Origin of the sequence: Nocardia veterana NBRC 100344, from assembly GCF_000308855.1 — a bacterium.
Lineage (GTDB): Bacteria > Actinomycetota > Actinomycetes > Mycobacteriales > Mycobacteriaceae > Nocardia > Nocardia veterana.
The window spans coordinates 1-26,057 of record NZ_BAGM01000207.1; the positions used below are offsets into that span (position 1 = coordinate 1).

At 66.9% G+C, this 26,057-nt stretch carries 24 protein-coding genes and 1 tRNA gene; 15 read left to right on the forward strand and 10 right to left on the reverse strand.

Annotation, left to right across the window (positions count from 1 at the left end; translation table 11 throughout):
* The 3 genes from ON37_RS29135 to der all read left to right on the forward strand — a co-directional run.
* A partial coding sequence (locus ON37_RS29135) for a pseudouridine synthase (RefSeq protein ID WP_245553564.1) occupies positions 1-920 on the forward strand: 920 nt, incomplete at its 5' end.
* A 101-nt stretch (positions 921-1,021) separates the two neighbouring features.
* The gene (cmk, locus tag ON37_RS29140) at positions 1,022-1,690 is read left to right on the forward strand and encodes a (d)CMP kinase (protein WP_245553567.1); all 669 of its coding nucleotides are present in this window, start codon (positions 1,022-1,024) and stop codon (positions 1,688-1,690) included.
* The gene (gene der, locus ON37_RS29145) at positions 1,687-3,129 is read left to right on the forward strand and encodes a ribosome biogenesis GTPase Der (RefSeq protein WP_040724077.1); all 1,443 of its coding nucleotides are present in this window, start codon (positions 1,687-1,689) and stop codon (positions 3,127-3,129) included. The genes cmk and der overlap by 4 nt, the downstream gene beginning before the upstream one ends.
* Before the next feature lie 645 nt (positions 3,130-3,774).
* On the opposite strand, the gene ON37_RS29150 is transcribed toward der, so the two are convergent.
* Positions 3,775-4,377, reverse strand: a complete 603-nt coding sequence (locus ON37_RS29150) for a TetR/AcrR family transcriptional regulator (RefSeq protein WP_040724079.1) — start codon at positions 4,375-4,377, stop codon at positions 3,775-3,777.
* Positions 4,378-4,450: 73 nt separating this feature from the next.
* On the opposite strand from ON37_RS29150, the gene ON37_RS29155 reads away from it, so the two are divergent.
* The 3 genes from ON37_RS29155 to ON37_RS29170 all read left to right on the forward strand — a co-directional run bounded on the left by ON37_RS29155 (position 4,451) and on the right by ON37_RS29170 (position 8,834).
* Positions 4,451-5,671 carry an FAD-dependent monooxygenase gene (locus ON37_RS29155; RefSeq protein ID WP_210742162.1) on the forward strand — a complete coding sequence of 407 codons (1,221 nt, stop codon included), beginning with the start codon at positions 4,451-4,453 and terminating at the stop codon, positions 5,669-5,671.
* A 207-nt stretch (positions 5,672-5,878) separates the two neighbouring features.
* Complete coding sequence (locus ON37_RS29160) at positions 5,879-6,943, forward strand: alpha/beta hydrolase (RefSeq protein WP_040724080.1); 1,065 nt, start codon at positions 5,879-5,881, stop codon at positions 6,941-6,943.
* Between the two features lie 277 nt (positions 6,944-7,220).
* Positions 7,221-8,834, forward strand: a complete 1,614-nt coding sequence (locus tag ON37_RS29170; RefSeq protein WP_040724082.1) for an MFS transporter — start codon at positions 7,221-7,223, stop codon at positions 8,832-8,834.
* Positions 8,835-8,897: 63 nt separating this feature from the next.
* Here ON37_RS29170 and ON37_RS29175 read toward each other — a convergent pair whose 3' ends face one another.
* Complete coding sequence (locus ON37_RS29175) at positions 8,898-11,066, reverse strand: putative bifunctional diguanylate cyclase/phosphodiesterase (RefSeq protein WP_083893378.1); 2,169 nt, start codon at positions 11,064-11,066, stop codon at positions 8,898-8,900.
* Positions 11,067-11,248: 182 nt separating this feature from the next.
* On the opposite strand from ON37_RS29175, the gene ON37_RS29180 reads away from it, so the two are divergent.
* The gene (locus tag ON37_RS29180) at positions 11,249-12,055 is read left to right on the forward strand and encodes an SAM-dependent methyltransferase (protein WP_040724140.1); all 807 of its coding nucleotides are present in this window, start codon (positions 11,249-11,251) and stop codon (positions 12,053-12,055) included.
* Positions 12,056-12,103: 48 nt separating this feature from the next.
* Entirely contained in the window at positions 12,104-12,538 is a 435-nt protein-coding gene (locus ON37_RS31385; RefSeq protein ID WP_168441303.1) for a protease inhibitor I42 family protein, read from the forward strand.
* 117 nt (positions 12,539-12,655) lie between these two features.
* On the opposite strand, the gene abc-f is transcribed toward ON37_RS31385, so the two are convergent.
* Entirely contained in the window at positions 12,656-14,305 is a 1,650-nt protein-coding gene (gene abc-f / locus ON37_RS29190; protein WP_040724083.1) for a ribosomal protection-like ABC-F family protein, read from the reverse strand.
* A 310-nt stretch (positions 14,306-14,615) separates the two neighbouring features.
* Between abc-f and ON37_RS29195 the strand changes: the two genes are divergently transcribed.
* The gene (locus ON37_RS29195; RefSeq protein WP_040724084.1) at positions 14,616-15,047 is read left to right on the forward strand and encodes a DoxX-related protein; all 432 of its coding nucleotides are present in this window, start codon (positions 14,616-14,618) and stop codon (positions 15,045-15,047) included.
* 113 nt (positions 15,048-15,160) lie between these two features.
* Here ON37_RS29195 and ON37_RS29200 read toward each other — a convergent pair whose 3' ends face one another.
* The 4 genes from ON37_RS29200 to ON37_RS29215 form a co-directional block, all read right to left on the reverse strand.
* Positions 15,161-15,490, reverse strand: coding sequence for a hypothetical protein (locus ON37_RS29200; protein WP_040724085.1), 330 nt, complete (start codon positions 15,488-15,490; stop codon positions 15,161-15,163).
* A gap of 468 nt (positions 15,491-15,958) precedes the next feature.
* Positions 15,959-16,540, reverse strand: a complete 582-nt coding sequence (locus ON37_RS29205) for a TetR/AcrR family transcriptional regulator (RefSeq protein ID WP_040724086.1) — start codon at positions 16,538-16,540, stop codon at positions 15,959-15,961.
* Positions 16,537-17,064, reverse strand: coding sequence for a VOC family protein (locus ON37_RS29210; RefSeq protein WP_051032278.1), 528 nt, complete (start codon positions 17,062-17,064; stop codon positions 16,537-16,539). Before ON37_RS29210 ends, ON37_RS29205 begins: the two co-directional genes overlap by 4 nt.
* A gap of 22 nt (positions 17,065-17,086) precedes the next feature.
* Entirely contained in the window at positions 17,087-17,827 is a 741-nt protein-coding gene (locus ON37_RS29215) for an SDR family NAD(P)-dependent oxidoreductase (protein WP_040724087.1), read from the reverse strand.
* 122 nt (positions 17,828-17,949) lie between these two features.
* Here ON37_RS29215 and ON37_RS29220 point away from each other — a divergent pair, with 122 nt between their 5' ends.
* Complete coding sequence (locus ON37_RS29220) at positions 17,950-18,624, forward strand: EthD domain-containing protein (protein ID WP_040724089.1); 675 nt, start codon at positions 17,950-17,952, stop codon at positions 18,622-18,624.
* A gap of 84 nt (positions 18,625-18,708) precedes the next feature.
* Complete coding sequence (locus ON37_RS29225; RefSeq protein ID WP_040724090.1) at positions 18,709-19,686, forward strand: NAD-dependent epimerase/dehydratase family protein; 978 nt, start codon at positions 18,709-18,711, stop codon at positions 19,684-19,686.
* Between the two features lie 3 nt (positions 19,687-19,689).
* On the opposite strand, the gene ON37_RS29230 is transcribed toward ON37_RS29225, so the two are convergent.
* Together ON37_RS29230 and ON37_RS29235 are read right to left on the reverse strand one after the other, a co-directional pair.
* Entirely contained in the window at positions 19,690-19,875 is a 186-nt protein-coding gene (locus ON37_RS29230) for a hypothetical protein (RefSeq protein ID WP_040724091.1), read from the reverse strand.
* Positions 19,876-20,078: 203 nt separating this feature from the next.
* The gene (locus tag ON37_RS29235; protein ID WP_040724092.1) at positions 20,079-20,711 is read right to left on the reverse strand and encodes a class I SAM-dependent methyltransferase; all 633 of its coding nucleotides are present in this window, start codon (positions 20,709-20,711) and stop codon (positions 20,079-20,081) included.
* An 83-nt stretch (positions 20,712-20,794) separates the two neighbouring features.
* Here ON37_RS29235 and ON37_RS29240 point away from each other — a divergent pair, with 83 nt between their 5' ends.
* Both ON37_RS29240 and ON37_RS29245 read left to right on the forward strand, forming a co-directional pair.
* Positions 20,795-21,277, forward strand: a complete 483-nt coding sequence (locus ON37_RS29240) for a TetR/AcrR family transcriptional regulator (RefSeq protein ID WP_040724093.1) — start codon at positions 20,795-20,797, stop codon at positions 21,275-21,277.
* Between the two features lie 235 nt (positions 21,278-21,512).
* Positions 21,513-21,589: transfer RNA gene (locus ON37_RS29245), tRNA-Pro, on the forward strand.
* Here ON37_RS29245 and ON37_RS32220 read toward each other — a convergent pair.
* A complete protein-coding gene (locus ON37_RS32220) occupies positions 21,552-21,911 on the reverse strand; it encodes a hypothetical protein (protein ID WP_083893380.1) in 360 nt (119 codons plus the stop codon). The genes ON37_RS29245 and ON37_RS32220 overlap by 38 nt on opposite strands.
* Before the next feature lie 95 nt (positions 21,912-22,006).
* On the opposite strand from ON37_RS32220, the gene ON37_RS29250 reads away from it, so the two are divergent.
* Positions 22,007-23,605 carry a site-specific DNA-methyltransferase gene (locus tag ON37_RS29250; RefSeq protein ID WP_040724095.1) on the forward strand — a complete coding sequence of 533 codons (1,599 nt, stop codon included), beginning with the start codon at positions 22,007-22,009 and terminating at the stop codon, positions 23,603-23,605.
* Positions 23,602-26,052: a DEAD/DEAH box helicase gene (locus ON37_RS29255; RefSeq protein WP_040724096.1), complete on the forward strand. Its 2,451-nt coding sequence runs from the start codon at positions 23,602-23,604 to the stop codon at positions 26,050-26,052. The genes ON37_RS29250 and ON37_RS29255 overlap by 4 nt, the downstream gene beginning before the upstream one ends.
* The last annotated feature ends 5 nt before the right edge of the window (positions 26,053-26,057 follow it).

The following is a 26,057-nucleotide window of genomic DNA, read 5'->3' on the forward strand; positions in this document are numbered from 1 at the left end:
GCAATGCTCGTTCGGCCGGCGATGCGGCCGCGTCGCGCGATCGCGGTGCCGCCGCCGGGCGTCCGCGCACTCCCGCCCCGAAGCCGAAGAAACGCAAGACCCCGCCGACCGTGCTGAGTTTCGCGAAGCCGGCCCGCCACCAGCATGTCGAGATCGAGGAAACGGGTCCGAAGAAGCTGCCGTGGGGCGAGGGGGAGCGGTTGCAGAAGGTACTCGCCAAGGCGGGTGTCGCCTCCCGCCGCGCCGCCGAGGAACTGATCGAGCAGGGCCGGGTCGAGGTCGACGGCGTGATCGTGCGCGAGCAGGGCCTGCGCATCGACCCGGAGACCGCGGTCGTGCGGGTCGACGGCGTGCGCGTCGTGGTGCGCGACGAGCAGGTCTATCTGGCGTTGAACAAGCCCAAGGGGTTCCAGTCGACGATGTCGGACGAGCTGGGCCGGCCCTGTGTCGGCGACATCGTCGCCGAACGCGTGATGGCGGGGCAGCGGCTGTTCCACGTCGGCCGCCTCGACGCCGACACCGAGGGGCTGCTACTGCTCACCAACGACGGCGATCTGGCGCACCGGCTGATGCATCCGTCCTTCCAGGTGTCCAAGACCTACCTCGCGACCGTGCACGGCGAGGTGCAGCGCGGAGTCGGCAAGCGGCTGCGCGACGGTGTCGAACTCGACGACGGTCCGGCCAAGGTCGACAAATTCCAGGTGCTGGAGGTCGGCGAGGGCAAATCGCTGGTCCGCGTCGTGCTGCACGAGGGCCGCAAACATATCGTGCGCCGGCTGCTGGCCGAGGTCGGCCATCCGGTGGTGGCGCTGGTGCGCACCCATATCGGGCCGGTCGCGCTCGGCGATCAACGGCCGGGCACCCTGCGGGTGCTGGGACGTGACGAAATCGGGAAGTTGTACGAGGCGGTGGAGTTGTGAGTGGTGTGGACATGCTGGACGATCGGATCCGAGGAGGCCGCAACGTGGTGGAATCCGGCACCGATGGCGATGTGACCGCGAACTCGGCGCTCGTCGTCGCCATGGACGGCCCGTCGGGCACCGGCAAGTCGAGCGTGTCGCGGCGGCTGGCGACCCGGCTGTCCGCCCGCTACCTCGACACCGGCGCGATGTATCGCGTGGCCACCCTGCGCGTCCTGCGCAGCGGTGTCGAGCTGACCGATCCGGCCGCGATCGCGGCAGCGGTCAAGGATCTGCCGTTGACCATCGGCACCGATCCGAGCCACGAAGTCATCGAACTCGACGGTGAGGACGTGTCGGCCGAGATCCGCGGCGACGCGGTCACCAAAGCGGTGTCTGCGGTGTCTGCGGTGCCCGACGTGCGTACCCAGCTGGTCGCCCTGCAGCGTGAGATCGCGGCCACCTCGGGGCGGATCGTGGTCGAGGGCCGCGATATCGGCACGGTGGTCCTGCCCGACGCCGATGCCAAGATCTATCTGACCGCGTCGGCGCAGGCCCGCGCGGCGCGGCGCAATCAGCAGAACATCGCCGAGGGACGCGGTGACGACTACGAGGCGGTGCTGGCCGACGTCCAGCGGCGCGACAACCTCGACTCCACGCGGGCGGTGTCGCCGCTGCGACCGGCCGAGGACGCGGTTCAGGTCGATACCAGTGATCTGACGATGGAGCAGGTGATCGACGAGCTGTACCGGGTTGTGGCACAGCAGATTACGGTGGGAGAGCGTAGATGAGCCCGAGTGTGACGCCGAGTTCGAACTCCGACACCGTTGCCGGGGACGGCATCTGGACCGACGAATCCGATTGGGAGATCGCCGATCTCGAAGGCGATGCGGAAGCCCACGAGCATGTTCCGATGCCGACGCTGGCCGTGGTCGGCCGCCCGAACGTCGGCAAATCGACGCTGGTGAACCGGATTCTGGGTCGTCGCGAGGCCGTCGTGGAGGATGTTCCGGGTGTGACCCGGGACCGAGTCTCCTACGAGGCGAGCTGGGCCGGGCGCCGATTCCTCGTGCAGGACACCGGCGGCTGGGAACCGGACGCGAAGGGGCTGCAGCAGTCGGTGGCGCGCCAGGCGGAGCTGGCCATGCAGACCGCCGACGCTATTCTGCTGGTCGTCGACGCCACCGTCGGTGCGACGGCGACCGACGAAGCGGTGGCAAAGGTGTTGCGGCGCTCCAAGACTCCCGTGATCCTGGTCGCGAACAAGGTCGACGGCGAGAAGGCCGAGGCGGACGCGGCGGTGCTGTGGTCGCTGGGTCTGGGCGAACCCCGGATGGTGTCGGCGGCCCACGGTCGCGGCACCGGTGACCTTCTCGACGATGTGCTGGACGTCCTGCCGGAAACACCCCGCGAAGGGGGCGGCGGCGGGGGACCGCGCCGGGTGGCGCTGGTCGGCAAGCCCAATGTCGGCAAGTCCAGCCTGTTGAACAAGTTGTCCGGCGACGAGCGCTCGGTGGTGCACGATGTCGCCGGAACCACCGTCGATCCGGTCGACTCGCTGGTCGAATTGGGCGGCAAGACCTGGCGTTTCGTCGATACGGCCGGACTGCGGCGCAAGGTCGGCTCGGCCGACGGGACCGAGTTCTACGCCTCGCTGCGCACCAAGGCCGCGATCGAGGCCGCCGAGGTCGCGATCATGCTGATCGATGCCTCCGAGCCCATCACCGAACAGGACCTGCGGGTGATCGGCATGGTCGCCGATGCCGGGCGGGCCCTGGTGCTGGCCTTCAACAAGTGGGATCTGGTCGACGAGGACCGGCGCTACCAGCTCGAGCGTGAGGTCGAACGCGAACTGGTGCGGGTGCCGTGGGCGCAGCGGGTCAACATCTCCGCCCACACCGGCCGTGCGGTCCAAAAGCTGGTTCCGGCAATGGAAACGGCCTTGGCCTCCTGGGATCAGCGCATCCCGACCGGCCGCCTGAACACCTGGCTCAAAGAGGTCATCGCGGCCACGCCGCCGCCGATGCGGGGTGGCCGGTTGCCGCGCGTGCTGTTCGCCACCCAGGCGACGACGCGTCCGCCGACCTTCGTCCTGTTCACCACCGGATTCCTGGAGGCCGGCTACCGGCGCTTCCTGGAGCGCCGACTGCGCGAGGAATTCGGTTTCGCCGGTTCTCCGGTGCGGATTTCGGTCCGCGTTCGGGAGAAGCGGGATCGCTCGAAGCGGTAGGGGAGTCTGTTCGGTGCGGGCCGAATCCGGCCCGCACCGAACGTTTTTCCAGATGGTCCACCGGGCGTGGTGCCCGGTCGAGCGCGTGTCGGCATTCCTACGCGTACCCCGGGGCGCCGTTCATTACCCCACGGCCATATGCGCATCAAAACATGTGTCTTCCGCCCGTCGCGCCGGCCGGTCGTGTCGCCACGCTTCGAATACCGCAACGAGGGGGGAGCCCTCGCCTTCACTCGGTACCGGTTGTCGCCACAGCCTTCAGGCGGTGCCAGCGAGACGCGTTGAGGATGTAGCCCTCTTCACACTGCGGATTTTCCGGGTGCTCAGCGCCCGACGGTCGACCGCACCTCGAATTCCCGGTTCCACCCGTGCCGCCGGTCCGGTCGCGCTACGGTGAATCCGCTTGGCCCACAATCGAAGAGGTTTGCCATGTGGAGCATCGCCGTCCTGTCGGTCATTGCCGCCGCGCTCATCGCCGCCGGATTCTCGTCGTCCTTCCCCGACAAGTAGGCTGCGCGTCTCCGCGCGGCCCGGGCGGCCGCGATGAACGAAACACGCTGCGGGCCTGTGGCCGGCCGTGCCGGGCCTGCGACAGCAGTGCCGGGATGTGCGACGATGCCGACCGCAGGGCCAGAAATCCGGCCGTCAGTCCGGCGAGTTCTCGTCGAGCCGCGCCGCGATGATCCGGATCGCCTTCGCGAGCTCTCGCCCACGCGGGACGCTCTGCGCATCGATGAGCTGATGCGCTGCCAGCCCGGTCAGTAATACCTGACAGAACGCGCCGACCGCCTCGGCGTCGGTAGTGGGACGGGTCGCCGATCCGGCTGCGGCGGTATCGGGTTCGTCGATATCTTCGATCAAGCGGGCCAGGCCGGAACGCGCTTCGCCGAGATTCTGCGCCAGCCGCTCGCGAATCTCCGGCCGGGCGAGCGCATCGAACGTGGCCGACCACAGGCCGTGGTGGGTGGCGATGCTGTCGATCACGGCATCCCAGCGCGCCTCGAAGCGGGGAGCGCCCGCCTCGGTGGCCGGCGAATCCGCCACGGCCGCAGTCAATTCCGCACCCCATTCGCGAGTGGCCTGTGCCAGTGCTTCGCCGAGCAGGACGTCCTTCGACCCGAAGTGATAGCCGATCGCCGCCATGCTCACCCCGGCGGCGGTGGCGATATCGCGCACCGTGGTGCGGTCGTAGCCCTTGTCGAACAGGCATTGCTGGGCGCCGGCCAGTAGATCCTCGCGATTTCCCATGCCCGTCATCATAGCGCAATCGCCTTAGACATTTGTCTTGCGCAGTTGCGCAAATCGGTTGTACGGTTGCCGCATGCAGCAGATGAGCAACCGCACCGTCCTGATTTCCGGCGCCGGCATCGCCGGCCCCACCCTCGCCTTCTGGCTGGCGCGGTACGGGTTCGAGCCGACGGTCGTCGAGAAGTCGCCGTCGCTACGAGCCGGTGGCCAGGCCATCGACGTCCTGGGAACCGCGACCGAGGTGGTTCGACGCATGGGTGTGCTCGACCGGGTGCACGAGCGCGGCACGGGTAAGCGCGGAACCTCCTATGTCGATGCGGACGGACGGGTGCGCGCGAGTATCGACAGCGCGACGTTCAACGGGGTCGGCGCCGACGGTGACACGGAGATTCAGCGCGGCGACCTGGTGGCGGTGCTGTACGAGGCGACCCGGGACGACGTCGAGTATCTGTTCGGCGACTCGATCGCCACGCTGACCCAGGACGACGACGGCGTGCACGTCGTCTTCGAGCGCGCCGAGCCGCGCACCTTCGACCTGGTGATCGGGGCCGACGGCGTGCACTCCGACACGCGCACACTGGTATTCGGGCCGGAGTCTCGGTTCCTCCGGCACATGGGGTACTACATCTCGATCTACGCCATTCCCAACGTGCTCGACCTCGATCACTGGGAACTCGACTACAACTCACCGGGCAAGATCGCCGGCAGCTACAGCGCCCGGGGAAATACGGAGGCCAAAGCGATCTTCGCGTGGGCGTCGGAACGGCTGGACTACGACTATCGCGATGTCGAGCGGCAGCGTGAGATTCTGCGCGAGGCGTTCGCGGGGGAGGGCTGGGAAGTTCCGACCCTGCTCGAACTGCTGCCGTCGGCGCCGGATTTCTACTTCGATGCCATGGCTCAGGTGCGGATGCGGACCTGGTCGTCCGGCCGGGTCGCGCTGGTCGGGGATGCCGGCTACTGCGCCTCACCGCTGTCGGGCCAGGGGGCGGACCTCTCACTCGTCGGCGCGTACATCCTCGCTGCCGAGCTGGCTGCGTCCGGTGATCACCGGGTCGCCTTCGCTCGATACGAGCAACGGATGCGGCCGATGGTGGATGCCTGCCAGAAGTTCGCCGAGGGCGTGGGCGCCTGGTACGCGCCCGCGAGCAAGGCGATGATCGCGTTCCGCAATCTGAACGTGCGGATGTTGCGGTTTCTGCCGTGGCGCGGCCTCATCGGCGGGGCGCCGCAGAAGGTCGCGCGCACCATCTCGCTGGACGACCCGGGCACCCGGCTGCCGGTCGGGGCCTGAGTCGGTTTGTCGGTTATGCGGAACCGGTTGGTCGGAAATAAACATCACATTTCGGTAACGGGACTCCGTGTGCGCTCGATACGGGCATGACATGCGCAGTGCGGCGAACCCGGTGTGGGCCGGGGGTCGGGGCGGCGGCAGTGCGCACCGTCGCGGGCCGGATGGGGGTCACGAACCGCGGCGTTCGATCACGAAAGGTGCTGTTACATGCGAAGATTGCGTCGTCGGCCGAGATCCGGTCGCGCCGGGGCGAGCCTCGGGCGGACCGTGCTCACCCTCGCGCTGGCACTGTTCGTGCCGCTGAGTGCCGCGTTCTCGGGCCAACTGCCGCGCGCGGCCGCCGCCTTCGACCCGTCCGGATTCGATTTCTGGGTCGATTCGAGTATGGGGCCGGTCAAATCCCGGATCTTCCGGGCCGCAGACGGCAATACCGACCGCGTCGTCTACGCCCTCGACGGCATGCGGGCCCGCGAGGATCTCAACGGCTGGGAGATCGAAACCGATATCGCCCACCTGCTGACGTCGTGGAATATCAACGTGGTGATGCCGGTCGGCGGACAGTCCAGCTTCTATGCCGACTGGAATGCGCCGTCGAGCTTCCTGGGCGTGCCGCCCGGCGCGGGATCCTCGTCCGGCTCGTCCTCGGGATCCGGTGCACTGCAGGCATTTTCGGCCGGTCCGGGAAAGTCCTACACCTACAAGTGGGAGACCTTCCTGACCCAGGATCTGCGCACCGCGCTGCGCGATCGACTCGGCTTCCGTGCCGACCGGAACGGCATCTTCGGTCTGTCGATGGGCGGTAGCGCCGCTCTGACGCTGGCGGCCTACCACCCCGACCAGTTCAGCTTCGCCGGATCCTTCTCCGGCTACCTCAACATCTCCGCGCCGGGGATGCGCGAGGCGATCCGTGTGGCGATGCTCGACGCGGGCGGGTACAACGTCGATTCGATGGCGCCGCCGTGGGGGCCGCAGTGGTTGCGGATGGATCCGTTCGTGTTCGCGCCCAGGCTGATTCAGAACAACACCCGGCTGTGGATCTCGGCCGGCAGCGGATTGCCCACGGCCACCGACGGGCCGAATATGGGCACGGTCAACGGGATGGGACTCGAGGCGCTCGCGCTGGTGAACACCCGCTCGTTCCAGGTGCGGATGGCCTCGCTCGGTGCGCAGAACGTCAGCTACGACTTCCCGGCGTTCGGTATCCACGCATGGAACAACTGGCGGGACGAGGTGTATCGGATGACTCCGGACCTGTCGGCGAACATCGGCTGAGGTGCGGGGGGCCCGACCGGAAACGGGCGGTGCGCGTTCACCATCCGAGGATGTGGCCGAGCCGCTCTCCTTCGACCAAGAGGTAGAACAAGCCGTAGTACAACGTGAGCATCACAGCATTGTGCCCTGCCGCGGTGTCAGCCGAGGCGGAGATCGGCGAGTCCGATCCCACTGACCGGTCGTGCTCGGTCCCACTGACCGGGCTCGCCGATATCTCCCCCTTCCGGAATGTGACACGGTTCACGCCATCTTGTTCACCTGTCCCTCCGGAGGGCCCATGTCCACCTCCCTCGAAGCGACGACACCGTCGGAGCCGGCCGATACCACCGGCCGGCTCGACGGTGCGTCCCGTCTGCGCATCTTCACCGTTCTCGCTGTGATCGTGCTGTTCACCGAGGTCGCCCCCATGCAATTCGTCATGGTGTCGGCGGCCCTGCGCCAGATCGCCCCGACCTTCCCCGATCAGGGCGCCAACATCAATTGGGCGATCATCATCTTCGGCGTCATCGGCGCCGCGGCCTCCCCGCTGATCGGCAAGATGAGCGATATCTGGGGCAAGAAACGCATGTTCCTGCTCTGCGGGGTGCTGTTCCTGATCGGCTGCGCCCTGTGCGCCGTCACCAGCAATTGGATGCTCTTCCTGGTCGGTCGTGGTCTGCAGGCCACGGCGATCGCGACCGCGGTGATCTCCTACGGCCTGATCCGCGATCTCATGCCGCGCAAGTACGTGCCGATCGGACTCGGCGTCGCCTCCACGGGGCTCGGTGTCTCGGCGGTCGCGGGCCCGCTCATCGGGGGGTACATCGTCGATCATCACAGCTGGCGGGCGATCTTCTGGTTCCTGTTCGTCTTCACCGTGGTGATGCTGCCGCTGGTGGCGCTGATCGTGCCGGAGTCGCGGCTGCGGACGCCGCAACGCCTGGATGTGGTCGGCGCGGTCCTGCTGGCATCGGGTGCGGTGCTGACGCTCATCTACCTGGACAAGGGTCAGGACTGGGGCTGGTCGAAGCCGTCGACGCTGGCCTGGCTGGTCGTCGGACTGCTGCTGCTCGCCGCCTTCCCGATCGTGGAAATGCGGGTGCGGCAACCGATCATGGATATGAAGCTGCTGTTCCACCCGCGCGTGAGCATCGTGTTGTTCGTCGCGCTGCTCGCCTCGTTCACGATCGGCTATCAGGGCTACGCGGTCGGCTATATGACGCAGTCGCCGCCGGCCTCGGACGTCACCGCGGGGATCGTGCAGGGCACCCTCGCCGAGATCCATGCGCAGACCGGGCAAACCCTGCCGCCCCAGGCCGTGCAGGTGGCCCTGAACCCGGGCTACACCTACGGTGACAATCTGACCCTGCTCGGCTACGCGGTGCACGTCGCCCTGGCCCAGGCGGTGATCGGGATGCTCGCCGGGCTGATCGCGGGATTCTGGATCCGGCGCTCCGGCGCCCGGCTGCCGCTGATGTCGGCCCTGATCGTCATGGTGCTGAGCGGGGTCGCGTATGCGGTCCTCGATCACGGCTGGAGTGTCATCGCGTTGATCAGCGCGGTCTACGGCCTGGCCTTCGGCCTGTACTACGCCGCGACACCCAACCTCATCGTCGAGGGTGTGCCCGCCGAGCAGCAGGGGATCAGCGCCGGCATGCTCGGCGTGATGCAGTCGATGGGTGCCGCGATCGGGATCGCGGTGGCGACCGCCTTCCTCAACGCCAATCCGGTCCGCGCCGACATCTCGGTTGCCGGAAATCATGTGGCCACCAAGGAAATTCCGCTGCTGTTCGCCGACCGCGGCTACGAGCTGGGCTTCTACTTCGTGGCCGCGGCGGCGGCGATCGCGCTGATCGGTGTCGTGATCATGCGCCACGGGCGCACCGCCGCCACCGGCGGTACCGCTTACTGATCGGACCCCGAGCGGTGCGGTGCGCGACAGCGATCACCGCACCGCTCGCCGGGTTCGAAAAGCTCAGCGGCCGTGCGGGTTCGGCAGAATGCCCGCCGGATCGACCGGGACGGCGCCGGGTTCGGTGAGTTCCCGGTCGAGCAGATCGGCGATCAGATCCGCGTGCACGGGATGATGGAAATACCAGCCCTGGGCGGTGTCGCATCGCAGCCCGAGCAGCCGGTCGGCCTGGTGCCGGGTCTCCACACATTCGGCGGTGACACTCAACCCGAGGTTGTGGCTCAGATCGATGATCGTCTCCAGGATCAGCAGATCGCTGCGGCCGACCGTGCCCGCATTGCGGATGCGGTGAATGAACGGACCGGCGAGTTTCACCACGTGCAGCGGAAGCTGGCCGAGATAGGCGAGATTGGAATACCCGGTGCCGAAATCGTCGATGGCGATCCGGATTCCGGATTCGGCGAGGGTGTGCAGTGCCTGGAGCGGTCGTCCGATGGCATGCATGAACGTGCGTTCGGTCAGTTCCAATTGCAAACGGTCCGGCGGGATTCCGGTATCGGCGACCACCTTCTGCACCCGCTCCAGCCAGGCGGGATCGGCCACCTCCTCCGCCGAGACGTTCACGCTGACCACCGGTGCCCGGTCACCGAAGCGGTCGTACCAGCGCCGGCCCTCCCGGCAGGCCTGTTCCAGTACGACGGTGCCGAGCGCGATGATGTGGCCGCCACCCTCGGCCAGGTCGATGAACCGTGCCGGGCTGAGGATTCCGAGCTGCGGATGATGCCAGCGCACCAGGGCCTCCACCGCGACGGGACGGTGATCACCGAGATCCACGATCGGCTGATAGTCCAGGAAGAACTCGCCGCGCGCCAGCGCACCGGGCAGATCGGCGAGCAGTTCGGCGCGGGTGTGTTCGCGCCGACGCCGGCTGGGGTCGAAGACGGCGTACCGGCCGCGGCCGTCGGTCTTGGCCCAGTACATGGTGGAATCGGCGGCCTGCAGCAGCTCCTCGGTGGTGGTTTCCGCGGCCTGCTCGGAGATGACGCCGATGCTCACGCCGATCCGGAGCCGGTGCCCGTCGATATCGAACGGCACGGTGAACGCGTCCAGGACCGTGCGGGCGAGGTCGATGAGTTCGCGCCGGCGCCGGGTGCGGGGGACCAGGATGACGAATTCGTCGCCGCCCATCCGGGCGACCAGGTTGTTCTCGCCGACCGCGCACGCGCACAGCCGCGCCGCGGCGCGGGTGAGCAGTTCGTCGCCGATGGCGTGGCCGAAGGTGTCGTTGACGGCCTTGAAGTGGTCGAGATCGACGTAGCACAGGCCGACCCGCGCATCCGGGTCGGCGAACGCCTCGGTGAGGGCGTCGAAGAAGCGGGATCGGTTGGCCAGGCCGGTCAGCGGGTCGTGGTGGGCGCGGTAGCTCAGCCGTTCCCGCAGTTCCCGTTGCTCGGAGATGTCCTCGACCAGCACCAGGGTGTATTGCGGGCGGCCGTGCTCGTCGCGGATCAGTGAGACGTTGATATTCGTCCACACGGTGTGGCCGTCGCGATGGCGATAGGCCTTCTCCATCTGGGCGTGGTCGTGCTCGCCGCGCAGCACGCCCGCATACAGTTCCCACATGCCCGGCGGATCGTCGGGGTGGGTGAGGTCGGTGACCTCGAGTTCGTACATCTGCTCCGGTTCGTAGCCGAGCATCGCGGCGAAGGCGTTGTTGACCTCGATGATCCGGCCCGTCATATCCGACAGTCCGGTACCGATTCCGGCCTGGGAGAACACCGCCCGCAGCCGGGCTTCGCTGGCGCGCAACTGCTCCTCGACGATGCTGCGTGCCGCGATGTCGGCGCTGCGCACACTTTCCTGTTCGCTGAGCAGCCAGGCCCGGAAGGCGCGGACGTACCCGGCGGCGAAGGCGCCGATCAGATCGGCGGTGCGGCCGGAGGGTACGTCGAGTTCGGCGAAGTAGGTGGCGAGCACGGTCATCGTGCGGCCGAGCACCTCGTCGCCGACGAAATGAGCGCGGGCCAGATCACCGCCCAATTCGGCGACCCGCTCGATACCCCCGGATTCGGCGGCGTCGAGTAATCCGCCGGCCAGGGTCAGCAAAAGCTGGTGGGCTTCGGACACACTCATGGGTACGACGTGATCGCGGACCCCGCCGCCGAGCGCTGTCGCCCATCGGTGCGCCAGGTCGGCGTGCGGACCGTCGTGTTCGGACCCATCCCACGCCATGCCGATGATGGTAGCCGGGGCACGGACTTCATGTGAACCGCGGGAGTTTCGCACAGGTGTCGAATACGATTGCGTTGCTTCGCCTTCCGGCGGGCGGGATTTCGGCGCGGGGACGGCGAGACGTGATCGAGTGGCTGGTCCGGGCCGAGTGCGGTGGCTCCGCACGATACAGAGAGGTTGCGATGACCAGACCGAGTTGGGCGCCCGAAGGTATCGACCTGGATCGGCCCAGCGCATCCCGGGTGTACGACTATTTCGTCGGCGGGATGCACAATTTCGAGATCGACCGGACGCTCGCGCGCCAGATCGAATCCTTCACACCGAACGTCGCCGAGACCATGCGCGCGAACCGAGACCTGTTGCGCCGCTGTGTGCGTTACCTCGTCGATGCCGGAATCACCCAGTTCCTCGATCTCGGCTCCGGCATTCCGACCGTGGGCAACGTGCACGAGGTGGCGCAGGCCCGGAATCCGCAGGCCCGGGTGGTCTACGTCGATATCGACCCGGTCGCGGTCGCGCACAGCCGGGCGATCCTGGACGGTAATCCGCATGCCGCGGTGGTCCACGCCGATGTCGCCGAACCGGAGACGATTCTGGCCGATCCGCTGGTGCGCGAGGTACTCGATTTCGATCGGCCGATCGCCGTATTGCTGTTGGGGGTGCTGCATTTCGTGCCGGACGAGGCTGATCCGGGCGGGTGTGTGGCGCGGTTGCAGCAGGCGGTGGTGCCGGGTAGCTATCTGGCCATCACCCACGCGACCGCCGACGGGCAGCCCGCCGAAGTGCTGGAGGCGCAGAAACTGTCGGGACGCACGTCGACCGAGATCGTGCTGCGCGACAAGGACCATATCGCCGGATTCTTCCACGACTGGCCGCTGCTGGAACCCGGACTGGTCCATCTGCCGCTGTGGCGGCCGGACAACCCGGCCGATGTGGGCCCGCATCCCGAATTATCCGGAGCCTATGGCGGTTTGGCGTTGCTGAGCTGAGCCCGACTGTAGGGTGTGAGCGCCCGTTGTGAATATGGAAGGAATGCGGTGCGTACACCTTTGCTGATGGTTGTGTTCGGTCTGGCGCTGGCGGCCGGCGGGACGACTGCGGTGGCCGCGGCGGCCCCGGTTCCCGCTGCTCCCGGCGTCGTGCACGCCGTGTCGGAGCCGATCGTCGTCGGGACCGATGGCAACGGCCAGACCACGACGCTGTCGGTCGGTGAGGAACTGGCGGTGGCGCTGCCGGACAACCCGTCGAGCGGCTACGTCTGGCAGATCGGCGAGGTCGATCGTGGGGTGCTCAGCCAGGAGGGCGACCCGGTCTTCCGGCCGAACAGCCCGGTTCCCGGCGCTCCGGGAACCAGCGTGTGGACCTTCACCGCCGCGCGTTCGGGCAGCACCACGCTGAGCCTGGTCTCGGTGCGGCCGTGGGATCAGGGCAATCCGGCGCAGCGGTTCTCGATGACGGTCACCGTCCGGTAGTACCCCTCACCGACCGGCCCGCCACCCTAGGGTGGCGGGCCGGTCGTCTTTGCCGAGTTCCGGGAATCCCAGCGGCGCAGACGACTCGGTTCGGGCGATGAAGGGTTGAAGGCGCGGCTACACCGGCGAGTCGGACGCGGATGCTACGCCGCTTTCGGTGAGCCGCCCGTCGGCCAGCCGGAGCCGACGGCTCACCCGCACCTCGGCGAGGAACCGCTCGTCGTGGCTCACCACCACCAGCGCGCCCCGGTAGGCGTCGAGCGCGCCGACGAGTTGCCCGACACTCACCAGGTCGAGATTGTTGGTCGGTTCGTCGAGTAGCAGCAGGTGCGGTGCGGGCTCGGCGAACAGTACGCAGGCCAGGGTGGCGCGCAGCCGCTCCCCGCCGGAGAGCGCGCGCACCGGTAGGTGCGCTCGCGATCCGCGGAACAGGAAGCGCGCCAACAGGTTCATCCGCTCGGCCGCCGGCAGGTGCGGTGCGGCCCGAGTCAGATTCTCGGCCACCGTGCGGTCCGGGTCGAGCAGATCCAGCCGTTGCGACAGGTAGGCGATCCGGCCGTCGGCGCGGGTGACGGTCCCGCTGTCGGGGGTGAGCTCGCCCTCGACGAGGCGCAGCAGGGTCGACTTCCCGGCGCCGTTGGGGCCGGTCAGCGCGATTCGTTCGGGTCCGCGAATGGTCAGGTCGGCGCCCGGCCCGGTGAACAGGTCGCGGTCGCCGAAACGGAACCGGATCCCGTGGGCGGTGAACAGCGTGCGTCCCGCCGGAACCTCGGTATCGGGGAGCTGCAGCACGATCCGCTGCTCCTCGCGCAGCGCCCGGCCCGCCTCGTCGAGGCGGTTGCGGGCGGCATCCAGACGCGCGGCGTGGGTGTCGTTCGCCCGGCCGGCCGACTGTTGCGCGTTGCGTTTCATCGTGCCCGCGAAGATTTTCGGCAGACCGGCACTGCTCAGGTTGCGCTGGGCGTTGCTCGCCCGGCGTGCGGCTCGTTCGCGCGCCTGCTGCAGTTCGCGTTTCTCGCGCTTGACCTCTTGTTCGGCGCTGCGGATATTCTTCTCCGCCACCGCGCGCTCGGCGTCGACCGCCTGCTCGTAGGCCGTGAAATTGCCACCGTAATAGCGGATTTCGCCATCGTGCAGCTCGGCGATGCGGTCGGTGCGGTCGAGCAGTTCGCGATCGTGGCTGACCACCAGCAGGCAGCCGTTCCAGTCCGAGAGCACGTCGTAGAGCCGATGCCGGGAGTCGAGGTCGAGGTTGTTGGTCGGCTCGTCGAGGATCAGGACATCCGGGCGGCGCAGCAGTTGCGCGGCCAGGCCGAGCGAGACGACCTGCCCGCCGCTGAGGGTGTGGAGTCGTCGATCGAATGCCACGGCGCCGAGCCCGAGCCGGTCCAGCTGAGCGCGGGTGCGTTCCTCGACGTCCCAGTCGGTGCCGATGGTGGTGAAGTGTGCTTCGTCGGTATCACCCGATTCGACGGCGGCCAGCGCCGCCAACACCGGCGCGATGCCGAGTACCTCGGCGACGGTGAGATCGCTGGTGAGGGGCAGATTCTGGGGGAGGTAGCCGAGAACGCCGGCCACCGTCACGCTGCCGGAGCGGGGCGTCAGCTCGCCGGCGAGCAGCCGCAGCAGGGTGGTTTTGCCGGCGCCGTTCGGGGCGACCAAGCCGGTGCGCCCGCCGGGCACGCTGAACGACAGATCCTGGAATACGGGTGTGTCGTCCGGCCACGCGAACGACAGATTCGACACGACGATGTAGGTATCGGACATTAGGGGACCTCGGAAGGCTGTGCGGCGCAACGCGATGCGCCGAGGCTGGACGAGTGAACGACGACATGGCCACGGCGGCGGCGCCGTCTGCGCCTACCGGTGGCCGAGGGGGCCGGAGCTATCCGGAGATGTCGAGTTCACCAGCCATGTGTGGTCTCCTTCGTTGCCGATTCGGCCCGACCATAGCAGGCCGGTGCTGCCGCCGTCACCACGGTTTCGGGCGGACGTCCGCGAAGGAACCGTTGACAGGTGGTGACGGCCGGCCTAATCTTGACACTGTCAAGATTAGGCCCGACTCAGGAGCACCACCATGGCGCCGCTCATCGTTCTCGTCGTCGTCACCGCGCTGGCCCGGCTCGCCGGTGTGTTCGGCGCCGGCTGGCTGGATTCCTGGCCGCACGCGCTCCGGATCGGGCTGGCCGTGATGTTGTTGCTCACCGCCACGGCCCACTTCCAGCAGCCGCGGCGGGACGCGTTGATCGCGATGGTGCCGCCGCGGTTGCCCGCGCCGCCCGCCCTGGTCACCCTGACCGGGGTCCTGGAGGCCGCGGCCGCGGTCGGATTGCTGATCCCGCCCCTGGCGCCGGTTGCCGCCGCCGGTCTGGTGGTCTTGCTGCTGGTGATGTTCCCGGCGAATGTCCGAGCGGCCCGCGGGGACCTCGGAATCAAGACGATGCCGCTGCCGTTGCGGACCGTTGTTCAGGTGGTGTTCGTCGCGGCCGCGGTCGTCGCCGCCTTCTGACCCACTCCGGTGCCGGCAGGGGCGAAACCGGCAGGGCGACCACGTCCGGGCGATACGGTGGTCGCCGGTCGCTGGGACATGTTGTCGTCGTGCCGGATTCGGTAACCGTCCGATCAAGGGCGCTGCGGCAGCTTGCCGGTCGGCCATCGGGCGTAGGTGTGTTCCGGTGACACCGTGATCACGTCGGTGATCTCGACAAGTTCGGGCGGTATGACCCGGTCCGCGAAATGTGCGGCGGACGGGACGATTACGGCTTCGGCATCCACCTTCACGACGACGTCCATGAGGCGTCGGATCGGGTCCACGGTGAGCTCGCTCGCCACGATCGTCTTGCTCAGGTTGTAACCCAGACGCCGTGCCAGGGAACGTATATGCGCCTCGTCCCACCGTTGTTGCTGCCGTGACACATCTTTTCGGAGATATCCGAGGGCCACGAAGGTCATCTCAGTCCGTCCTCGAGGTCGACCGCGCCTCAGGTGGCGGACCGGCCGGGTCGGCGGCCGGTCCGAACCGGGCGACAGTGCGGAGGTCCTGCGTCGGGTGATGCAGGGGCTGAAACATCCAGCATCTTTCTAGCAAACATGACTCTACCGGCGGTTTTTCGGTTCCGACAACTACCCGATCAGCTGTTCCGTCGTCCGGTGTCCGCTCCGGTTTGCTGAGCCGGGAAACCCGTGTGTGCAGGTCGTGCGGCCGTCTCGGGGGTGCCGTGGCGGATCCGTGCGGTATAGGCGCGACGACCGCGGTCATCTGCATCGCCGGTTCCTGTCCGGTTGGATTGGCTTCCCTTCGGCAAATAACCGCCCGCTCGACGCTCGGTCACCGCCGAATCCTCGTAAGCCGCTGGGCTCCAATCGGACTCGCGTGCCGAGCCGAGGAACGTCCTCGGGCGGCGGGACCGCGAGCCCGGCTCAGGGGACGGGCGCGGTGAGCATCGCACCGAGCATCACGATGATCTCGTCCGCGGAATCGGTCACACCGGCGTCGTCGGTCTTCTTGCGTTCCCATTCGGCCAGCAGGGCGAACATCGCGGTGGCGACCGCGCCGATCCGTCGCCGGGCGGCGGCGGGGTCGGTGGTCGGGATCGCCCGGGTGAGCTCGCTCAGCACCCGCGGCCAGACCGTCCCCTGGGTGCCGTCCAGATCGGTGGGCAGCAATAAGGCGGCGGCCTGTAGGAAGCGGGCGTAGTAGTCGCTGTCGACCGACATCAGCGGCAGGACCAGCACCCGCAGGAGCGCGTCGACCTCGCCGCGATCCTCGGGCGCGAGTGCGGCCAGCATCGCCGCTCGCTCGTGCTCCATCGGCCCCAGCCGGCGCTTCACCACGGCGTGCACCAACTCGCGTCGATTTCCGAAGTGATAATTGACCGCGGAATTGTTTCGTTGTCCCGCGGCCACCGCGATATCGCGCAGGGGCACCCGGATCCCGCGCTCGGCGATCAATCGTTCGGCGGCGTCGAGGATGTCGGCGCGAGCCTGTTCGCTGCGGGTCACCGGGTTGCGGTTCGCTCGCTCTGATCCGGACGCCCGTGCGCACGGGTCTTCACATACTCGTAGAATTCCCGCATCGGCGCCCCGATTTCGGCGAGCTCGAGGTAAGGAACTCCGGCGGCGGCTCCGTCGACATACGCGAATCGCATTGTCCCACCGACATTTCCGTCCTGAACCACCGGAAGCCCGCGCGCGCCGGCCTCGGCGACGGCGGCGTCGAAATCCTCGGGTTCGAAACAGATGTGATGCAGGCCCGGGCCACTGCGCTCGAGAAATTCGGTGTAGATGCCGGTTCCGCGCACCGGTCGAATCAGTTCGAGCTGCATATCCGCCAGGTACGACAGCGAGATATGCGCGGTGAAATCGGCGGGCTCACCCCGATATCGGCACATGTCCGGACCGAACTCGGTGTCGGGCAGCCGCGTCCAGGTACCCGCGCCGAATCCACCGAGCAACCGCTCGGAGGCCTCGATATCGGCGGTCACCCAGGCGATTTGAGTTATCGGGCCGTAGCCGAGCCCAGTCATGCGCACTCCTTGTCGTGGGTGGTCAACCGGCGGTCTTCCCGTTGTCGGCGAGATAGACGGCCCCGTGGACGGACGCGGCATCGTCTCCGGCCAGGAACGCGATCACCTTCGCGACGTCGCCCGGGTCGCTCAGTCCGCGTGGTGCGGCCACGCGCATGACCAGATTCGGATCGGCGCCCTCGGGCAGAACGAATTCGGTGACCTGCGGAGTGAGCATGCCGCCCGGACAGACCGCATTGACTCGCAATCGATCCGCGGTGTACTCGACAGCCAGCGCCCGGGTCAGCCCGATGAGTCCGTGTTTGGCGGCGCAATAGCCGGCCGAATAGGCTTGGCCCTCGGTGCCGGCGATCGAGGCCACGTTGACGATATTTCCGGCCACCGACAGCAGGTGGGGTAATGCGGCGCGGCACAGATAGAACGGCGCGTTGAGGTTCACCGCGAGATCGTGCTCCCAGTCGGTGTCGGTGACCTCGGCGGTGTGGCGCATGCGGTGAAATCCGGCGACATTGATCAGGGTATCGATCCGGCCGAATTCCGCGACGCAGTGCTCAACCACCGACTCGCACGCCGCCGAGGTGGTGATATCCGCGATCGCGTAGCGCCCGCCGGGGACGTCCGCGAAGGTCGCGGCCAGTCGTCCCTCGTCGCGCGCGACACCGAACACCAGGGCGCCGCGCTGGGCGAATACCCGCGCGACCGCCGCCCCGAGACCGGACGAGGCGCCCGTCACCAGGGCGACTTTGCCTGCGAGATCACTCATTTCGTCTCCTGACCGGGTGTCGCGGGATGCCCGACGGTCGGCGAGCGCGCACCGCCGGCCACCTTAAGCGATTTTGCTTAATTCGTCGACGGCCGGAACGCGGTGCGTGTTACGTTGCCGCCGTGACGAAGCTGATCCTCGCCCTGCACGGCGCCGACCTCGGCTCGCGACTGTGTGAGTCGTCGTTTCGGGAAGCGCTTGCGGGCGTGGGCGCGACCGCTGTGCAGGTGAATCTCGACGACCCCGAGGTGGCATCGGCGACGCTGCGGTTCGGTCCCGCCGAGCAGATCACCGCGCTCGTCTCGGTCTGGACCGCGGGCGATCCGGCGCGCATCGTCGAAGCCGTTGCCGAGGCCGCCGGCGAACCCGTCCCGCACGCGTACCGGGTCAGCGAGCGGGTGCGGCTCGACCCCCTGCCCGTTCCGGACGGCACCCGCTCCGACGTCCTGGCCAACGTCGCGCTGCTGCCCCGGCCGGCCACGATGTCGCGGGCGGAATATCTCGAGTACTGGCACGTCCACCACACCCCGATCGCCATCCGAACCCAGAACACGGCCGGCTACATCCAGAACACCGTCGACGAGGTTCTGACCCCGGGTGCGCCCGATGTGTCCGCGATCGTCGAGGAACATTTCCCGATGGCGGCCATGAGCGACCCACACGCCTTCTACGGCAGCCGCGGTGACGACGCCGAACTCGAGCGCCGCATCACCGAATTGATGGCCAGCTGTGCACGTTTCGGCGCCGACCAGGGTTTGGACCTGGTGCCCACCAGCCGGTACTACTGGGCTTTGTGATCACCGATCGCCGCGCGGGGGAGTGGTGGGCGCCGATGCTAATTCGCTTGCCGTCGCGCCGGCTCGGCTGTTCGATCGTGCGATGTGGAACGGTTTCTGATCACCGGCAGTTCCGGTCACCTCGGCGAAGCGCTCGTTCGCACGCTGCGCGAGCAAGGGCAGGCCGTCGTCGGCTACGACCGCATCGATTCGCCCTACACCACCTTCGTCGGTTCCATCACCGATCGTGAGCTGCTGCGCCGGGCACTCGACGGCGTGACGCGGGTCGTGCACGCCGCGACCCTGCACAAACCGCATATCGGATCGCATCGGCGCGAGGAGTTCCTCGACACCAATGTGAACGGAACCCTGGCCGTGCTCGAGGAGTCGGCGGCCGCCGGCGTCGGCGGTGTGGTGTTCACCAGCAGCACCAGCGCCTTCGGACGCGCACTGTCCCCGGCGGCCGGGTTGCCCGCGGCATGGATCACCGAGGACGTCCGCCCGGTCGTCCGCAACATCTACGGCGCCACCAAGGTCGCCGCCGAAGACCTGTGTGAACTGGCCGCCCGTGATCTCGGCCTACCGGTGGTGGTGTTGCGCACCTCGCGGTTCTTTCCCGAAGAGGACGACCGCGACGAGGTGCGTGCCGCCTACGACGACACCAACCTGAAGGTCAACGAATTCCTCTATCGCCGTGTCGATCTCGCCGACGCCGTCGACGCTCACCTGCTGGCCGCGCGGCAGGCGCCGGTGATCGGTTTCGACCGGTTCATCATCAGCGCGACCACCGCGTTCTCTCCGGAAGATCTGACCGAGCTGGCCACCGACGCACCGGCAGTGGTGGCTCGCCTGTTTCCCGATATCGCCGCGGATTACGAGCGGTGGGGATGGCGCATGTTCCCGGCGATCGACCGCGTCTACGTCAACGAACGCGCCCGGAAGATACTCGGCTGGTCACCCCGCTACGACTTCCGCACCGTCGTCGACCTCGTGCGCGACGGGGCCGTGCCGTGCAGCCCGCTGGCCGCCGCCGTCGGCCGCAAGGGCTACCACTCGACCCCGACCGGGGTGTACACCCGCTGAGGTTCAGCAAAGGTGCCCGGCGACGACCGCCCAGAAGGTCCCGCGATCGATGGTGTCGAAGTCCCAGTCCTCGACGAGGGAGTGCAGGGTCGCCACGATGCCCGGGACATCGAAATCGTCAGCCTGTGCGCTGCCGCCGGACTCCACCATGCCGATCACGTACTTGGTGGCTGTTTCCATCGTGAACATTCCGTGCTCCCCAGATCTCTGCCACGCGAATACGTCCCTACTCGCGCTGTTGGGCCCCGACCCGGCGAGCAGACGCTGGAGTCCGCTGCCGCATCCGAGCTTATCGCACCGACCGGTTGCTTTCGACCGGGATCGACCGAAAGTCGGTGCGCGACAGTTTGTTAGGGACACCGGCTGGATTCGGTCGGTTCACCTCCGGTGCGCTACCCGGGTTTGACCGCGGTCAGAACACCCGTCGAGGGCGTGATCACGCGGTAGGCGATCTCGCCGAAACCGATTTCCTGCAGCGTATTCCGGTACCGGCGAATATCGATCTCGGCCGGATCCATGTGCCGGCTGAGCAGTCGGGTCACCCGGCCGTGGATGCCGACCGGTGCCATATCGGCGAGCAGAATCCGACCGCCGGGCCGCAGCACCCGCCACATCTGCGCCAACGCCCGCGCCCGGTCGTCCTCCGGAATATGGTGCATGGCGAAGGTGCAGGTGACCACATCGAATGCCGAATCCGGCAGGTCCAAGGACTGCGCCACGCCCTGCTCGAAACGGCAGTTCGTCCGGTGGCCGGTGCGCGCGCGGGCGTAGTCGACCATTTCCCGCGCGGCATCGATGCCGAGCACTTCGCCCGCCGGGCCGACGCGGTCGGCCAGCGCGAACGCCAACGTGCCCGGTCCGCTCGCGACGTCGAGCGCCCGCTCGCCCGCCCGGACCCCGCCGGCGGCGGCGACCGCGGCCGCATGCCGTGTGCGTCTACCGCCGAAGAAGACGGTGGTGAACGCGGCGTAAGCCCGCGGATTCGTGATCAATATGCCATGGGATTCTTGTTCGATTCGGAACATGTGTTCATGATCTGGTGGAGCCGCCCCGGCACACCAGAAGCAAAACCCTCGAATCCGTCCGATAGCGCACATCCGGAGCCGAAGTGTCCGATAACGACCGCCGCGTCCGCCGCACCCGCGCCGCCCTCCACCGCGCCCTGATCGAGCTCATGATCGAGCGCGGCTACGACCGAATCACGGTGCAGGACATCCTCGACCGCGCCGATATCGGCCGCTCGACGTTCTACGCCCACTTCCGCGGCAAGGACGACCTGCTCGTGGTAAGCGGAACCGAATTCCTCCGCGCCGCGATCACCCAGCGCCCCGGCGACCCCATTCGCACCCTCTTCGACCTGGCCGACGGTCACCGCGAGGTCTATCAGGCCCTGCTCGGCCGAAAAACCACCATGACCGTCGTCCGCGGCACCCAGCACATGCTCGCCGACATCCTCGCCGACCGGGGCACCGAAGAACCCACCGCCACCTTCCTCTCCTGGGGCCTGGTCGGTCTGCTCGGCGCCGTCGCCGAGGGCCGCATCACCGCAGTGGACGGTTACGCGACGATCCGGCAATCCGAGGCCGGCTGATCGCCGCGGCGAACCACCGATACCGCTGCACCCCAACGACTCTGCACCGGTCCCCCGGATCGCCGGCCGTCGGCCATATCCATCGCACCGCAGGTGCGAACGCGGTCAGTGGTCGGTCCGTCGTGACAGTTCCGAAATGCGCCCGCTACCCCCGGCCCCGGCCCTCCGTACAGCCGATTTGGTCCGACCCCGGGGGTATGGGGTAATCTCTTCGAGCACCCGCAAGCGGGAGCAACGGGCTGTGGCGCAGCTTGGTAGCGCACTTGACTGGGGGTCAAGTGGTCGCAGGTTCAAATCCTGTCAGCCCGACCAGAGCCGCCTTACTTGAACTGGCGTCCTTAAGAACGCCAGCCAAGCTGGGTGGCTCAGGGTGAGCTTGGGAAGCCTCCGCATCGCGGGGGCTTCTTTCGTGTTCGGGTGTGGGTGGTGCGCCGTGTGGGGTGCGGCTGCCGGTCGGGTTGATGCCTGTCGTTGTTGAGTGGTCGGGTGCCAGATAGATCTGTTGGGTCTCGGCGATCTCCTCGAACAGGGGTGTGCGTTGGTCGTCGACGACTTCGGTGTCGTCGAGGTAGAACCGCTCGAAGAAGGTTTGGTTGAGGTGGCGGCGGGTGTTGTTCTTGGCGCCCTCCGCCAATCCCGTTCGATCGCGACTCGTCCCTGCGAAGATGGGAGTTGTCGGGGTGAGGGGCTAGGGTTTGGCGGCAGGATTCGACGAGCGAAGGGGAGTTCATGGCCGGTCGGCTGACGCTGTCATGGGTCAACAAGGACCAGGCGCTCGTGCCCAACGAGCAGAGCGGGTATAGCTGGGTCGACCGTGACGATCCGCGCGTCACAGAGGTGCGCCTACTCCAACCGGCCGGGATCTTCGGTGATGCCAGTGGTACGCCGGATGACAACCTGCTCATCCAAGGTGACAGCTACGACGCGTTGCACGCCTTGACCCGAATTCCCGAGTATGCCCAGCGCTATCGCGGCAAGGTCAAGCTCATCTACATCGACCCCCCGTTCAATACCGGCCAGGCGTTCGAGCATTACGACGATGCCCTGGAGCACTCGGTGTGGCTCGGCATGATGCGCGAGCGGCTGCTCCTACTTCGCGAACTGCTGGCCGAAGATGGCTCCATCTGGGTGCATCTCGATGACGCGGAGATGGCGTACTGCCGCGTATTGATGGACGAAGTTTTTGGGCGTGGCGCATTTATCGCCACCGTCCTGTGGCAGAAATCCTATACCCGAGAAAACCGCACTGCTATCTCGGTGGGGCATGAGTACATACTCGTCTATTCGCCCATGGGCTTGAACTGGAAAGCAGTCAGAAATCCGTTACCTTCCAGCGAAGAGCAGCTTGGTCGATACGTAAACTTTGACAACGATGCTCGCGGCCCTTGGAAGCCTACCCCAATGCACGCCAAAGCGGAAAAAGGCCGACGGCAGTCTCAGTTCTACACTGTTGTGACTCCTTCGGGGCGTGAGGTTAACCCGCCCCCTGGGACGTGTTGGCGATTTACTCGCGAACGGTATGAGGAACACCTCGCCGACGATCGCATCTATTTCGGCAAGAACGGTGATGGTGTACCCACGCTCAAGAAGTTTCTCAACGAGGTGCAGAGCGGACTTGTGCCAAATAGCTGGTGGACGCACGACGAGGTGGGCACTACCGGAACTGCGAAGGCGGAAATAGTCGCCTTATTCCCATCTGGTACTCCTTTCTCTACGCCTAAACCGGAACGCCTGATGCAGCGGATTATTCACGTTGCGACCAATCCGGGAGATCTCGTGCTCGACTGCTTTGCAGGCTCAGGCACCACTGCTGCTGTGGCGCACAAAATGGGCCGCCGATGGATTGCCTCCGAACTTTCATCCGACACTGTTAACGTCTTTACACAACCGCGTCTGCAGAAGGTGACCTCGGGCGAAGACAATGGAGGAATTTCAGGCGACGTAGGCTGGACCGGCGGCGGAGGCTTCCGCACGTTGCAGGTCGGGCCGCCCCTCTACGAACGCGCCGGTCGGCATCTCCTCCTGGCCGAATGGGCCAAAGGCGATGACTTCGCCCAAGCTGTCGCTGCGCAACTCGGCTTCACTTTCGAGATCGACGCGCCCTTCCACGGCCGTAAAGGACGCACCCGGCTGGCAGTGCTCGACGGGGTGGCAGACGATGTGGTCCTGCGGGCGATCGCCGCACAACTTGGTGAGGATGAGCGGGTGACCGTCGTCGCCAAGGCGACGGCGCCCGGCGCGGCGGAGGTGCTGAAAGACCTGAGCCGCGGGTCGCGACTGCTCAAAGCACCACAAGATCTTGTTCGACAGGGGAAGGTTGTTCGATGACGTGGCTGCCCTATGACGATGCCCTGATCGAGGAGATCAAGGCACGCATGGACCTGCGTAAACCCAATGCGCGTGGACTGGCCAAGGTTGCCCAGGCGATTCAAGACGGTGATGGGCGCGAGGTGGTGTGCGATCTTGCCACCGGCGTCGGCAAGACCTACCTGGCCGCCGCGCTGGTCGACTACCTGGCGGCGCAAGGCGCGCGCAACATCCTGATCGTGACGCCTGGCAGCACCATCCAGAGCAAGACGATCGACAACTTCACCCCGGGCCACCCCAAGTTCGTCGCAGGCGCCGAGTACGAGCCGACCCTGATCACGGCCGAGAACTTCTCGCGCGGCCAGGTCGGCGACGCCCTTCACGATCCGACCGTGCTCAAGGTCTTCATCTTCAATGTCCAGCAGCTGACCAAGCCGGGCATCAAGACCTCGCGCAAAACCCGGGAGAACGACGAATTCATCGGGCAACCGCTGTACGAGCACCTGCAGAGCGTCGACGACCTGGTGGTCATCGCCGACGAGCACCACGTCTACCGCGAAAAGGCCAAGGCGTTCGGCGCGGCTGTCCGCGAGCTGAATCCACGGGCGATCGTCGGCCTGACTGCCACACCCGACGAGGCCGACCGCGACAAGGTGGTCTTCCAATACAGTCTGGCCGAGGCCATCGCCGATGGCCTGGTGAAGACGCCGGTCATCGTCTACCGCGAGGACGGCCAGAAGGACATCGAAACCCAGCTGTCCGACGCCTGTCACCTGCGCGCCCGCAAGGAACAGGTGTGGCACGCCTGGTCCGCGCAAAAAGAGCAGCCCCGGATCAGTCCTGTGCTGTTCGTGGTCTGTCAGGAAATCCAGGATGCCGAGCACGTCGCCAACGTGCTGGCGCGCGACGGCTACTTGCCCGGCGACGGGCAGGTGCTCCTGATCACCAGCCAGTCCAGCGACAAGGCGCTGGCCGAGCTGGCCGCCGTCGAATCGCCGGACTCGCCGGTCCGGGCGGTGGTCAGCGTCAACATGCTCAAAGAAGGCTGGGACGTCAAGAACATCGGCGTCATTGTCGGCTACCGGGCACTGGCGTCGAGCACGCTCACCGAACAGGTGCTCGGCCGCGGACTGCGCTTGCCCTTCGGAGCGCGCGTTGGCATCGCCGCGATCGACCATGTCGAGCTGGTAGCACACGACTCCTACCGCAAGCTGCTCGCCAACAAGAATGCCCTCCTGGAGCAGCTGGTCCCGCCGGCACCTGAGGTGTCCCCGACGCCCCCAGCGCCGGACGGCCAGCCGCTGCCGCTGCCGTTCGGTGAGCAGCAACCGGGGCACTCCGAGATCGCGGAGAATGGCGAGCTGCACTTGGTCGGCCCGGCCCGGATCCAAGACGGCGAAGTCGTCGATGGGGCCGAGTTCCTGATCTTGTCCTCGATCGAAGCCACAGCACAGCAGCTCAACAAGGACCAGGCAGCCGCCAGCCAGGTGCTGTACAAGGTGAAGAACGCGCCGTCGATCATCTTCCCGCGACGCGAGCGCGAGCTGGCGCCGGTCGAATTCTCGCTCGGCTGCATCGAGAATGCTGCCGCCCAGGCGATTGGCGCCACCTTCCAGCATGAATTTCCGGTGCACCTCAAGCGCCAGGCACTGATCGCCGAGCGGGACATGCAGGGCAAGGCCGTTGTCCGGACGCAGCAGATCGACGACGAGGATGCCACGCAGCGCTACGTGCCGGTCTCGGACGTGCGGCAGGAGCTGGAGGACGGCATTCTGAACCTGGGGCTTGTTCCCGCCCAGTTCAACGAACTCAACGCCGCCGCCCGCGTGGCCCGGGAGTTCCTGCTGGGCGCGGGTGTCACTGACGAGAACGATGAAGCGCTCTGGAGTTTGCGCCGGACCGATCAGGCGGTCAAAGCCATTGCGGAGCTGATCAAGACCAGCTACAACAACCGCCGCCTGCATCCGAAATGGTCGTTCAAGCCAGTCGAGGTGCCGATTCGCCGGTCGATGCCGAGCGACACCGATACCCGCTGGACCGAGAAGTTCAACAAGAACAAATGGTATGGCGACTGGGACCGGTCCATCCAACCCTATGCCAATTTCGATGCCAAGAGCACCGAGTTCACCCTGGCCCACATGTTCGACAGTTCGCCCAATGTTGATTGGTGGCTGCGCATCTACGAGCCCGGCGACGTCTGGATTGAACGCGACAATGGCAAGAAGTACTACCCGGATTTCATCGTCCTGGACAAGGCCGGCGTCTATTGGGTCGTCGAGGGCAAATCTGATGCCACTGCTCGGGACCTTGACGTGCTGGACAAAAAGAAGGCTGCCGAGGAGTGGGCGCGTTTCGTCCGGGACGACGGGCGGTTCGGGGTGTGGCGGTACGTCTTCGCCACGGAATCTATTATTAGGTCCGCGAAGACGTGGGAAGAGCTGGTCACCAAGGCGAAGCCGGAAATGTAGGCTGA

Coding starts and splice junctions, on each gene's coding strand:
- cmk (WP_245553567.1), top strand. CDS start 1,022: ATGGACGGCCCGTCGGGCACCGGCAAGTCGAGCGTGTCGCGGCGGCTG.
- der (WP_040724077.1), top strand. CDS start 1,687: ATGAGCCCGAGTGTGACGCCGAGTTCGAACTCCGACACCGTTGCCGGG.
- ON37_RS29150 (WP_040724079.1), bottom strand. CDS start 4,377: ATGGGAAATCGCGAGGATCTACTGGCCGGCGCCCAGCAATGCCTGTTC.
- ON37_RS29155 (WP_210742162.1), top strand. CDS start 4,451: ATGCAGCAGATGAGCAACCGCACCGTCCTGATTTCCGGCGCCGGCATC.
- ON37_RS29160 (WP_040724080.1), top strand. CDS start 5,879: ATGCGAAGATTGCGTCGTCGGCCGAGATCCGGTCGCGCCGGGGCGAGC.
- ON37_RS29170 (WP_040724082.1), top strand. CDS start 7,221: ATGTCCACCTCCCTCGAAGCGACGACACCGTCGGAGCCGGCCGATACC.
- ON37_RS29175 (WP_083893378.1), bottom strand. CDS start 11,066: ATGGCGTGGGATGGGTCCGAACACGACGGTCCGCACGCCGACCTGGCG.
- ON37_RS29180 (WP_040724140.1), top strand. CDS start 11,249: ATGACCAGACCGAGTTGGGCGCCCGAAGGTATCGACCTGGATCGGCCC.
- abc-f (WP_040724083.1), bottom strand. CDS start 14,305: ATGTCCGATACCTACATCGTCGTGTCGAATCTGTCGTTCGCGTGGCCG.
- ON37_RS29195 (WP_040724084.1), top strand. CDS start 14,616: ATGGCGCCGCTCATCGTTCTCGTCGTCGTCACCGCGCTGGCCCGGCTC.
- ON37_RS29200 (WP_040724085.1), bottom strand. CDS start 15,490: ATGACCTTCGTGGCCCTCGGATATCTCCGAAAAGATGTGTCACGGCAG.
- ON37_RS29210 (WP_051032278.1), bottom strand. CDS start 17,064: ATGACTGGGCTCGGCTACGGCCCGATAACTCAAATCGCCTGGGTGACC.
- ON37_RS29215 (WP_040724087.1), bottom strand. CDS start 17,827: ATGAGTGATCTCGCAGGCAAAGTCGCCCTGGTGACGGGCGCCTCGTCC.
- ON37_RS29230 (WP_040724091.1), bottom strand. CDS start 19,875: ATGTTCACGATGGAAACAGCCACCAAGTACGTGATCGGCATGGTGGAG.
- ON37_RS29235 (WP_040724092.1), bottom strand. CDS start 20,711: ATGTTCCGAATCGAACAAGAATCCCATGGCATATTGATCACGAATCCG.
- ON37_RS29250 (WP_040724095.1), top strand. CDS start 22,007: ATGGCCGGTCGGCTGACGCTGTCATGGGTCAACAAGGACCAGGCGCTC.
- ON37_RS29255 (WP_040724096.1), top strand. CDS start 23,602: ATGACGTGGCTGCCCTATGACGATGCCCTGATCGAGGAGATCAAGGCA.